Genomic DNA, 11,948 nt, shown 5'->3' on the forward strand with positions numbered 1-11,948 from the left:
ATAAGCCGAAGTGGTGGAACGGCAGACACGACGGACTCAAAATCCGTTGGTAGCAATACCGTGTGGGTTCAAATCCCACCTTCGGCACCAAGTTATTTAGCTATATAGGACATTTTAGATATAAAATCTAAAATGTCTTTTTTATGTTTTTGGTCAACAAATGGTCAACACTTAGATAATGTTAATTAATTTTCTTTAACAATACTTAACTTTAAATGCATTAATTTTAAAAATAAATTATCGTGTTTCTACATTAATATATGTATATATAAATTATTTTATAAAATTATTAAATATAGGTCCTTAAAATTAAAAAGAAACAGAAGTTAGCCTTATTTTAACTATTATTAACTGTCCATTTATATTAAGGGTAAGAAAAAACAACACTCTTAAAATTCAAGATAAGCAGTTTTATTTGCTTCTGCGTGATGTTTTCCATGTATAGTTAACTCTATCTCAAAATTTTCTCTTTTTCTTTCTACTATAAAATTTTTATCAGCTTCTTGACCTTTAGAAACATTTTATTACATCCCCATCTTCTATTATTGCTTGTTCTCTGACTTTTACCTATTATCCTCACTAAGTATTCTGCATTATCTTCCATAAAATAAAAACTATATTTAACATAATTAGGAGTAGGCTCTTGAGTTACTTCTAATCTTGTGAATATAGATTCTTGTATTTGTCATAAAGAGTTATTAATGGTTCTAGTTCAAAATAATAATATACTGTAGCAAGTTTTTAAAATTCCTTATATACTCCTGGTCCGATAAATTCTTCTGTAACAGAAAACCTCTCTTAGTCTAATTCCCAAGTCTTCTATCTCATTTAAGTGTGTATATGGATAATGATGTATGACTATACTCCTTTCATCAGTAATAGAATATGACTCAAGATTTACTGTCCAAGTATAATTTTTTATACTTAAGTGGAGGTAATAGCATATAAACACCCTCTTTTTTAATTTAAACTTAATAAAAAGAAAAAAGATTACATTTTCAGTAATCCTTTTTCTTTTTTATCTTCTTAAATCTTAATAGTATTTATGATGTTCTTGTCCAAGTTTCGTTATTATCTTCTTTTCTATCAATTAGTTCATCTTCAATTATATTTGATTCTTTTATAATAAAAAATAAAAGTCAATGTTACTTGTATAAATTCTAGTTTTTATTGAAGCTTTTCTATGTAACTACCAGCTATAACTATAGTATTAGTATATCCTCCATCGGTATTTTCAAATCCTCCTATTCCTAGAGGTAATCCTATTACACTAATTTTATCTTCCTTGAAGATATCTTTTAGTTCTCCTAAATATAAAATTTCATAACTTTGCATATTATCATCTGCAACATGTAATATAGTTGCTTTATTACCTTCTTCTATTTCTTCTTCTTGTACATCTATAACGTATCCTTCAAATTTAATTATTGATTTATAGTATTGTTTTATATTTTTATTAATATGCTTATAAGTTATAGAGTTATCTACAAGTTTAGATACCTCTTCCTTATTATTTGTAGGAAATAAATTATTATTATCCTCTATAAATTTACTTGAATCATCTGATAGTTCTAACTCATTTTCCATATCGTTTATCCAAAAGTCATATATACTAACTTTCTCATTTTGATATTCTTCATTATTTTCATTAGAACTATTGATACTTCCAGAAGAACATCCAGTAATAAATAGTATTGAAACAAGTATAATTGCTAATATTTTTTTCAATTTCCTTACCCCCTAAAGATTGTTTATTGTATTTTATGTCATTTATATAAAATATTATCATTAAATTCTATTTTTTTCAATATATTTCTATCTAATCTTCTTGCGCTTCTTCCTAATACTTCAAAATATCACATTTTATTAATTATCTTGCTGCTTACTAAAAATCCTTATGTCATATCTTTTCAAATTACGTATTCTTCATACTATATCACACGTCTAATTATAGTGTAGCTTATATTAAATATAATAATAATTGATGATATATAGGTTTACAGTCTATAAATAAGGATGTGGAACTTTAGAGTATAAAGTAAACATAGATAGATGTGGTCATTGCTCTCCAAAGCATAATGAAGATGAAGGACAATCTCACGTTCATGAATTCTTAGGTAGCACTAAATTAGGGGAAGGATGAAAAGGCCGTTACAATTATCGTTCTGCAAGAGTTACAAATGAAGCTATACATTTACTAGGTGGCAGTCATAATCATGCTCTATTGACTAACACTGATTTCTTTATAAATCATCATGAGATTGAAACCGAAACTGGTCCAGCTATTGATGTAGGAAATGGAAAACACATTCATTTTGTTAAAGCTAGAACAACTATAGATGACAGTCATTTTCATGAAATTGTGCTTGTAACTTTAATCGAAGTCCTATTTCTTAGATAATTTTGGGCAATTTATCTTACGCTTATTAGCTAAGACAAATTGCCACTACTTAACTTCTATAAAATAGCTCATGATTTTACTATACTCTCTAATTTCATTTAATCATACTTATTCTAGTTTTTTAGTTTAATATCTTTGATATTAAACTAAACTTTTCAAGCTTAATTATTTGAGATAACAACTTGCCTCTATTACAGAAAAGCTTCCAAAATAAATAAAAAATTAATCTAATTTATTCTTTTTTGCTTTTGGATCAGATAGTGCTTCATAAGCACCCATGCTTGTTATAGTTATCAAAATTGAGTTTAGTATCGTTAACATAATACCTTCTAGTCCTTTTCCAGGCTTAACAAAAATAAAAGTAAGAATTAAAGCTATTATGAATGTATAAACTCTTACAGCTGCATCATTAAATCTATTTTTAATTATACTCTTTGTAAACTGTACTATAATACCTACTGCCATTACTAGTCCTGAAAAAGTTGCTAAAAAATCTATAGTTATAAAATCACTATACATATTTTCTCACCTCTCAGTTCTATATATTATAGTCATTATTTATTTCCTTGTCACAAAATTTTTCAATAGGTGTTATTAACTTTAATTTTTTTATATTAAAATCAATAGATCATTTTATCAATAAAGTACTAGTTATTTTACTTTCAAATTAGTTAAATATTTTATTTTAAAGTTTAAAAAATAACTATTTTTTATTTTTATTTAACTTTTTCTTTAAATTAGTAACCTTATATAGATTTATATCACATAATATATAAACAATAATTCGTATATAAGGGGGAGTTTTATGATAAATTCAAAAAAAATACCCTTGTTTATTATAGTTTCAATGTTCTTGATTTCTATTATTTCACTACCATTTATTCCAGAAAAGATATCAATAACTTGGAACTATTTAGGCAAATCTGATATATATAATTCAAAGTATGAACTTCTGCTATTATTTCCAACTTTTATGACTGTGTTTTATTCTTTATCCTCTTTTATAGAAAAAAACTTAAAGAATAATAAGCTTTTTTTTAGTATCGCTATCAATATTCTAAATCTTTACTTTTCTATAATATTCTTATTCATACATCTACACTCTGTTTTAAATGCTTTGAGCATAAAAGTAAATGTCTATTCTTTACTATCTATACCTATTTCTATTATCCTATTTCATATAGGATATAACTTAAAAAACAATAAATTCATTTTAGTTTATATTATCAATATGAATATTTCTTTTATTAGCAAAAAAACGCTTTTTAATTTGCTAGAAATACATTCTAATTTTTTTAAGCTATATAGTATTTTAGTAGCTTTGGGCATTATTTTACCTGAATACTTTCTATATATAGTTTTATGGCCTTTAGGAGTGTTATTCATAATCTCAATTCTTTGTATATATCGTAATTATATTTAACTGACAATATAGAGCTTAATGCTCTATATTTTTCTATTTATAGAATAATAACTTACCTTAATTAATTTATCTTCGTAATATTATAATGGTCAATTACTCACATATCTTAATAGTTGCTATTGCTAGTCTACATCCTTTGTTGTATACTTAGAGGAGAGCATTTGACAAGATTGTATATATAAGGTATTTTTTAAAAATTTTTTGTAGAAAGCGGTGGTATTTTGGATTTCAGACAATTAGAAACCTTTATTCAGGTAGTAAAGTTAAAGAGCTTCTCAAGAGCGGCACAAAAGTTGTATCTAACTCAACCTACTGTAACTAGCCATATACAAAACTTAGAAAATGAATTGGGAACGCTTCTACTAAATAGGTCAGGTAAAACTGTGACTCCAACAGGAGCTGGAAATCTTTTATATAAATATGCTTTGAATATAGTTAATATGAGGAATATGGCTCAATTTGATTTAGGTGTATATAAAGGAAAAATACAAGGACATTTAGAAATAAGTACTAGTTCCATCCCTCGTCACTATGTATTACCATTTTTATTAAAAGAATTTACAAGCAAGTATCCTGATGTTACTTTTGCTATAACAGATGGTGATTCAAAAAAAGTAGCTGAAAATATTATAGAAGGTGACACTGACTTTGGCATAATCGGTGCTAAGTTCCAATCTCCGCATCTCGAATATATCGAACTAATAGAAGACACTTTATATGTAGTTGCCCCTAATAATAGTAAATATCCTTGGAATGAATATGAAGAATTAGATATAGACTTTATTTTAAATGAAAAGCTTATATTAAGAGAGAAAGGTTCTGGTACTAGACATCTTTTCGAAAATCAACTTAAAGAAAATGATATTGACTTTGATTCTCTTAAAGTAGTTTCTTATATAGAAGATACTGAGGCAATAAAGAAATTTGTAGAATTAGGTATAGGAATAAGTTTTTTATCTGAAAGAGCAATTAAACGTGAACTTGAAATGGGTCTTTTAAAACCATTTTCAATTAAAGGATTCGATTTAAAAAGAAAGTTCTACTTTGTTTATCATAAAAAAAGACAGCTATCACCGTTAAGTCAAACTTTTAAAGATTTCGTTATTGAATACACATCTAATGAAGATTCTCCATTTAAATAAAAAAAGCATAAAAACTGGGCAAATCCCCAGACTTTTTATGCTTTTTTTATTTAATTTTATATTTTTTTATCTAACTTTTATAAAAAGCCTTATATCCTTCATAAGCCATATATACATCTGCTTTACTTGATATTTCAAATGGTCCATGTACACTTAGAAGAGCTACTCCGCAATCAACAACTTCCATTCCATAATTGGCTAGAATATAAGCTATTGTACCTCCTCCTCCTTGGTCAACTTTACCTAGTTCTCCCATTTGCCATATTACGTTATTTTTATTAAATATATCTCTTATATAGCTTATATACTCAGAATTAGCATCATTGCTAGATGACTTTCCTTTTACTCCAGTATATTTTACTAGACATATTCCTTTTCCTAAAAACGGGGAATTTCTCTTATCTAGTACGTCTGGATAATTTGGATCAAATGCTCCTACTGTATCAGCTGATAAAACTTTTGAATTTGCTAGCGATCTTTTTACAATTAATTCACTATAATTTTCCTCAGTTAAGTTTATAAGCTCAGAAACTACATTTTCAAAAAATTTAGACTCCATACCTGTATTTCCTAAACTTCCTACTTCTTCTTTATCCATAAATAAGCCAACTGCTGTTTTATTAGGACATTCTGTTTCTAATATTGCTTTTAATGAAGTAAATACACATACCCTATCATCTTGTCCATACCCGCCTATCATGCTTCTGTCTATTCCAACATCTCTAGCCTTACCAGCAGGTACTATTTCAAATTCTGCTGTCGTAAAATCTTCTTCCACTATTCCATATTTTTCATATAATACATTTAAAATATTTAATTTAACTTTTTCACTTATTTCATCATCATTATATGGTATACTTCCTATTAATATATTTAAGCCTTCTCCTACAATTGCTTCATCAAGTTTTTTAGACATTTGATCTTTCGCAAGATGAGGTAATAAATCAGTTATAAAAAATACGGGATCCTTTTCATCCTCACCAATAACTATGTACTCTTTTTCTCCATTTGATTTAATTACTACTCCATGAAGTGCTAAAGGAAGAGTAACCCATTGATATTTTTTTATACCGCCATAATAATGTGTTTTTAAAAATGCTAAGTTGGAATCTTCATACAAAGGAAATTGTTTTAAATCTATTCTAGGAGCATCAACATGAGATCCAACTATATGCATACCTTTTTCTAGGCTTTCTTTTCCTATAACAAATAATGCTATTGATTTTCCTTTATTATTAGCATATATTTTAGTTCCTGGTACAACTTTAATATTCTTATTAATTATTGTTTCTAAAGAAATATATCCATTTTCTTCAGCAATTTTTATTATTTCACTAACTGCTTCCCTTTCAGTTTTACTCTTATCAAGAAAACTTTTATACTCATCACCTAATCCAAATATCATATCCTTTTGTGTATCATCTGTATTTTCCCATACATTAGGCCAAGTATGAGTAAGCTTCTCTTTTAATTCTTTTCCTCTTAACTTTTTATTCATTTGTATACCTCCGCAATTTTAATAAACTTTCAAATATATAATATATACCCTTATACACTTTGTCAATTAACTATATATTTAGCCTTTTATAATTATTTACATATAAAATTTTAATTTATTTAAAACTTTATATTACTATTGTATCTTTTTCATCTTATTTTTATAAGTAAAAATTGCTGCTTGAACTCTATCTGTTACATTAATCTTTTTAAATATGTTAGATACATGATTCTTTACAGTTTTTTCACTAATAAATAATCTACCAGCTATCTCTTTATTATTTAATCCCTCTGCTATTAGTGTTAATACTTCATATTCTCTCCTTGTAAGAGAATCTATCTGCTCTCTTTCTATAGCTTTATCATCCTGAGAATTAATTTCCTTTACAAGTAATGCAGAAACATTAGGTTGAATATATGTTTTTCCAATGTAGACGTCTCTTATAGCCTTAATTAAGCTATCGGAATCTGCATCTTTTAGAACATATCCGCTAGCACCTATTTTTATTGTCTCATATAAATATTCTTTATCGTCATGTATTGTAAGCATTATAACTTTAGAAGACACTCCTATGTCTTTTAGTCTTCTAAGAGCTTCTATACCATTCATATCTGGCATATTTATATCCATAAGAATTACATCCGGTTTGTTATTAATAGCTTTTTGAATTGCTTCTTCGCCATTTGAAGCCTGTTCTATAACCTCAATATCTTCTTCCAACTCTATAATTTGTTTAAGTCCTTCTCTCATAAGAGAGTGATCGTCTACTATCAAAACAGTAATGCTGTTTTTTATATTAAGCTCCATTGCTATCATCCTTTCCTGTCAGAGGTATTGTAACATTTATCTCTGTGCCGTTTCCTAGACTAGACGTAATATCAAAGCTGCCATCAAGTAATTCTGTCCTTTCTCTTATACCTAAAATTCCAAAACCACCATTTTTTGCATCTTTTATCTTATTTATATTATCGACTTCAAATCCAACTCCATGATCTTTAATAAATATATTTATTCTGTTCATTACTTTATCTATTTTTAAAAATACATTTTTGGCTTTAGAATGTTTTCTAATATTGTTAAGACATTCTTGAACGATTCTAAAACAAGCTAATTCTACTATAGAATTAATGTTCTCCATATCACCAAGCACTATAAATTCTACCTTAATATCGTTTTCTTCTGTAAAGTTATCAATAAACCTCTGAATTGTGGGAATAAGCCCCAAATCATCTAAGGACATCGGTCGTAGATCATATATTATTTTTCTAATATCTCTTAAACTATTCTTTACTATAAATTTTAACTTTTGTAATTCTTCTCTAGATTTATTTATATCTAATGATAGTAGTTTTTCACATAGTTCCGCCTTTAGCATAACGTTTGCCATAGTCTGAGCTGGACCATCATGTATCTCTCTGGCAACTCTTTGTCTTTCTTCTTCTTGAGCTTGTATAATCTTAACTCCAAGGTATTGTCTACTACTCATATCTTCTATTGTCTCTGATAATTCATCAAAATTCCCTCTTAGGTATTGCATTGCTACGCCAACCTTTGTTACCGCTTTTTCTGCTTTTCTTATATTTTCAAGTGTTCTTCTAAGACTTAGCTCAACTTCTGTTCTTTTATCTATAAGATTTTGTTCCTCTTGCTTTTTTAATATTAGTTTCAATCTTAAATTATTTGCTTCCTCATATACTAATCGTATATCTTCTTCAGAATGTACATTAAAGTTTTTGCTTACTAACATTAATCTAGTTCTTGTTCTTTTTTCTTCTATTTCTAAATTATCAACTGCATCTATTATCAGTGCTAATTTTAGTTGTATACTTTCTAGTTCTTTTTGCAACCTATCATTTTCTTTTTTAGCGTCTTCTACCATATTAAATATTTCATTTCTACTTTGATCTATCACGTTAATCGTTTTCTCTATAATTTCACTTATCTTATTTATCTCCATTGCTTTTATTCGCAACTCCTTAAAAACTTCTAGTTGATAATTTGTTTAAAAAAAGACTAGACATATATTCTCTAGTCTGTAAATCAATATTAAATAAATGTTATAATTTACCATCGAGTGTATTAAACATTCATTAGTTCTATTTCTTCTTTCTCATTATCAGTCAATATTTTTTCTAAATCTATTAATATTATTAAGCGATCATTCAGTTTTCCTACACCCGTTATGTATTTCATATCTACTCCTGTTATTATGTTTGGCGTAGGGTCTATATCATTATCATCTAATTTTACTGTCTGAGATGCTTCATCTACAATAAACCCTACTTGTTTATCATTTAAATTTATAATTATGATTCTAGTATTAGTATCAATTTCACTGTCCTCTATACTGAACCTTTTCTTTAAACAAACTATAGGTATAACATTTCCCCTGTAGTTAATTATTCCTTCTACAAAGCTTGGAGAATTAGGTACTTTGACACTTTCTTGATAAGGACCTATTTCTCTAACATTCATAATATCTATACCATATTCTTCTTTCCCTAGTTTAAATACAACATATTGTCTTTCTCCCAATTATTACACCTCCTACTGAATTATTTCTATATATTTTTATTTTTTCCTTCCAATTAATTAAAATAAAAAAAATAAAAAACCGTAAAAATACGGTTTTAGTCAACAAATTCTATATTATCTAATTGTCTTCTAAAATTTTCTTTAAAAGCTTTTATATATTCTTCTCTAAGAGTTTTTTGTTCTAGTTTTTCTTCATCATTCAATCCTTCTTCTTTAGACTTTTTAGATAAATAATTTATTCTATCTATATTTTCTTTTGATATCATTTATATTCCTCCCTTATCTAATCCTAACTATATAATTCTTTATTATATTTAAATGCTAACTTATAACTATCATAGCCAAAATTAAAGAGACTAATATTTGTAATATTCCAACTACTCCTAAAATTTTAAACAGATTATTTAACTTATATTTTGCTTCTATCAAACTATTTTCGTCTCCCTTAAATCTATTAAGTGAATGTTTTTTATGAATAGACCAAGATAGTATTTTACTAACAGCTCCTAGTATAATTATAACTATTCCCTCTATAAAAAAATAGTCACTCAGAATAACTAGATTAAAATTTTTTATATTTAAAATATAACAAATTAATGTAGTTATTATAGAAATAATAATACTACTATATAAAATACCTTTAAAATAATTTACTGCTTTTTTCATATTTATTTTTATCCCTTCTTCCTAAAGAAGCTATATCTCAATACAATATACTTATTTATTATATACCAAAAAGCAGCTATTTTAAATAGCCGCTAAATTATACATTTTCATTCTAGTCTATTTTTTATACTTTAAATATTATATACATTCGTTATTCATCTATTTTTGAACAACTATTACGCTTCTGTATCTGAAAAGGTAATATTATATCATTTTTATCCATTTTTTCCCCTTTAAGCTCTTTTATAATTCTTCTAATGGCTACAGCTCCTATATCATAGAATGGTTCTTTAATAGTTGTAAGAGTAGGTCTAAATATCGAAGCTATTTTTATATCTCCAAATCCAGTAACAGACATTTCACTCGGAACCTTTATATTATTATCATGTAAATAACTTAAAACTCCAATGGCTAATTCATCATAGCTACAAAATATAGCTGTTACATCTTCCTCATGGTTTACTATATCTCTAGCTACATTATATCCATCATCTATATTTCTTCCTTTTGTAAAATATATAATTTCCTTACATAATTCGTTTTCTGAAATTGCTTTCCTATATCCTTCTAGCTTCATCATTTCTAATGAATGCTCTTTTTCACTATTTGCAACATACACAATATTAGTATGTCCTAGACTAATTAAGTAGTTAGTCATTTCATATGCAGCTTCAAAATTATCTATAGTAACTGTAGGATAATCCTGATCATAATAATATCTGTTTAAATATACAAATGGTATTCTCGATTTTTTAATATGATCATCCATTTCTTCATTTAATATATTTGATATAAGTATAATACCTTCCACTTGCTTAGTATTTAAAAGCTGTAAATATTTTATTTCAGCAGACTTATCTCCAAATGTACTACATAAGATTATGTCATAATCATACATTTTTCCAACTTCTTCAATTCCTCTAACCATTTCAGCTATATATGAGTCTCCTAAATCTGTAACTATTACTCCAATTAAAAATGATTTCTTAGTAACTAAAGTTCTTGCTATTTCATTAGGCTTATATCCAAGTTCCTCGATGACTTCTAAAACTACTTTTCTAATTTCCGGACTTACAGGCTTGGAATCATTTATTACTCTAGATACAGTAGAAATTGATACTCCTGCCATTTTAGCCACATCTTTAATAGTAGCAGCCATTGTGTTATCCCTCCCAAGCATATTTATATGAAAATATAATTAATTATATTTTTTATCTATAACAAAATAATATACAAATATATTATAAAAACTTATAAAAACACAAGTTTTTAATTCACTATATTAAGAGTAATAATATTATACCATTTTGATATTTAAAGTTTCAATAGTTACAAATTTTGTAAATAGTTTAAAAACTTAATACATAATCATAATTATTTCATTAAACTAGTATCCTGAAACTACCAGGTAAAACTTCTATGGTAGCCGGTAATTTTCCTCCAAATTCACCGTCAATATCTATCTGTACTTCTTGATCTGAGTTTATGATTACTTTTTTAGTCTTAAAATATTTTACATTTGGGTGATTGATATGTTCGCCTTTTAATAAATTGATAAATATTGAAAAGACATCTTGTATCTCAGATTTTCTAATTATTATACAATCTAAAAGACCATCTTCTACTTGAGCCTTTGGAGCAAGCTTCTTAAATCCACCTATTGATGAACTATTAGTTAATAAGAATAAAAGTATTTCTTCTTCTGAAGTATATTCTTCACTTTCTACTTTTATATTTATTCCCTTAAACATCTGTCTTGGCATTTGTTTCATACCTTCTATATAATAAGCTATTCTTCCTAATATAGTCTTAGCTTCAACAGGTACTTCATGTGCTACATTGGTTAATAACCCACCTGCTGCAACATTTACAAAGTATTTATCATTAATTCTTCCTAAATCAACATCTATTGTATTTTCTTTTATTATCATTTCACAAAATTTTTTTGGACTTTTGGGAAGTTTCATATAATTTGCAAAATCATTAACAGTACCAGCTGGCAATATAGCAACTGGAATTTTTCTTCCTCCCTTTACTATACCTGTAGCAACTTCATTTATAGTTCCATCGCCTCCACAAGCTATAATAATATCCCAGTCTTCTTTACAAGATTTTATTGTTTCATTCATAGCATCATTTTTCCCTTTGGTAGAATATTTTCCTATAATATATCCACTATCCATAAGAATCTTGCATATACTATCTAATCTTTTTTGAACAATATTTCTACCTGCTGAAGGATTATTTATAATTTTTACCTTTCTCATAAAAGTCACCTTTCCT

General features: G+C 26.9%; 12 protein-coding genes, 1 tRNA gene and 1 pseudogene. 4 read left to right on the plus strand and 10 right to left on the minus strand.

The window, feature by feature from the left end; all coding sequences use genetic code 11:
* Positions 1-4 precede the first annotated feature (4 nt).
* Positions 5-90, plus strand: a tRNA-Leu gene (locus CLPU_RS04520).
* Positions 91-1,167: 1,077 nt separating this feature from the next.
* Here CLPU_RS04520 and CLPU_RS04525 read toward each other — a convergent pair.
* Positions 1,168-1,728 carry a hypothetical protein gene (locus tag CLPU_RS04525; RefSeq protein WP_050354460.1) on the minus strand — a complete coding sequence of 187 codons (561 nt, stop codon included), beginning with the start codon at positions 1,726-1,728 and terminating at the stop codon, positions 1,168-1,170.
* Positions 1,729-2,161: 433 nt separating this feature from the next.
* Between CLPU_RS04525 and CLPU_RS17615 the strand changes: the two are divergent.
* Positions 2,162-2,401: pseudogene (locus CLPU_RS17615) on the plus strand (YmaF family protein); the annotation flags it as partial.
* Positions 2,402-2,623: 222 nt separating this feature from the next.
* Here the strand turns inward: CLPU_RS17615 and CLPU_RS04535 are convergent.
* The gene (locus CLPU_RS04535; RefSeq protein WP_050354461.1) at positions 2,624-2,920 is read right to left on the minus strand and encodes a hypothetical protein; all 297 of its coding nucleotides are present in this window, start codon (positions 2,918-2,920) and stop codon (positions 2,624-2,626) included.
* Positions 2,921-3,248: 328 nt separating this feature from the next.
* On the opposite strand from CLPU_RS04535, the gene CLPU_RS18315 reads away from it, so the two are divergent.
* Together CLPU_RS18315 and CLPU_RS04545 are read left to right on the plus strand one after the other, a co-directional pair.
* Entirely contained in the window at positions 3,249-3,824 is a 576-nt protein-coding gene (locus tag CLPU_RS18315) for a hypothetical protein (RefSeq protein ID WP_479691157.1), read from the plus strand.
* A 221-nt stretch (positions 3,825-4,045) separates the two neighbouring features.
* Entirely contained in the window at positions 4,046-4,966 is a 921-nt protein-coding gene (locus CLPU_RS04545; RefSeq protein ID WP_050354463.1) for a selenium metabolism-associated LysR family transcriptional regulator, read from the plus strand.
* A gap of 70 nt (positions 4,967-5,036) precedes the next feature.
* On the opposite strand, the gene CLPU_RS04550 is transcribed toward CLPU_RS04545, so the two are convergent.
* The 8 genes from CLPU_RS04550 to CLPU_RS04580 form a co-directional block, all read right to left on the minus strand.
* Complete coding sequence (locus tag CLPU_RS04550; protein WP_050354464.1) at positions 5,037-6,464, minus strand: aminopeptidase; 1,428 nt, start codon at positions 6,462-6,464, stop codon at positions 5,037-5,039.
* Positions 6,465-6,599: 135 nt separating this feature from the next.
* Positions 6,600-7,271, minus strand: a complete 672-nt coding sequence (locus CLPU_RS04555) for a response regulator (protein ID WP_050354465.1) — start codon at positions 7,269-7,271, stop codon at positions 6,600-6,602.
* Positions 7,261-8,421: a sensor histidine kinase gene (locus CLPU_RS04560; RefSeq protein ID WP_050354466.1), complete on the minus strand. Its 1,161-nt coding sequence runs from the start codon at positions 8,419-8,421 to the stop codon at positions 7,261-7,263. The genes CLPU_RS04555 and CLPU_RS04560 overlap by 11 nt, the downstream gene beginning before the upstream one ends.
* A gap of 122 nt (positions 8,422-8,543) precedes the next feature.
* Positions 8,544-8,999 (minus strand): chemotaxis protein CheW, encoded by a 456-nt coding sequence (locus CLPU_RS04565; RefSeq protein ID WP_050354467.1) that lies wholly within the window; start codon positions 8,997-8,999, stop codon positions 8,544-8,546.
* 95 nt (positions 9,000-9,094) lie between these two features.
* Complete coding sequence (locus tag CLPU_RS16550) at positions 9,095-9,265, minus strand: DUF896 domain-containing protein (protein ID WP_082154072.1); 171 nt, start codon at positions 9,263-9,265, stop codon at positions 9,095-9,097.
* A 55-nt stretch (positions 9,266-9,320) separates the two neighbouring features.
* Positions 9,321-9,665, minus strand: a complete 345-nt coding sequence (locus CLPU_RS04570) for a hypothetical protein (protein WP_050354468.1) — start codon at positions 9,663-9,665, stop codon at positions 9,321-9,323.
* A gap of 151 nt (positions 9,666-9,816) precedes the next feature.
* On the minus strand, positions 9,817-10,824 hold the full coding sequence (locus CLPU_RS04575; RefSeq protein WP_050354469.1) for a LacI family DNA-binding transcriptional regulator: 1,008 nt from the start codon (positions 10,822-10,824) through the stop codon (positions 9,817-9,819).
* A gap of 223 nt (positions 10,825-11,047) precedes the next feature.
* Positions 11,048-11,932 carry a diacylglycerol/lipid kinase family protein gene (locus tag CLPU_RS04580; RefSeq protein WP_050354470.1) on the minus strand — a complete coding sequence of 295 codons (885 nt, stop codon included), beginning with the start codon at positions 11,930-11,932 and terminating at the stop codon, positions 11,048-11,050.
* Positions 11,933-11,948 lie beyond the last annotated feature (16 nt).

This window comes from Gottschalkia purinilytica, from assembly GCF_001190785.1.
GTDB classification, from domain to species: Bacteria; Bacillota; Clostridia; order Tissierellales; family Gottschalkiaceae; genus Gottschalkia_A; species Gottschalkia_A purinilytica.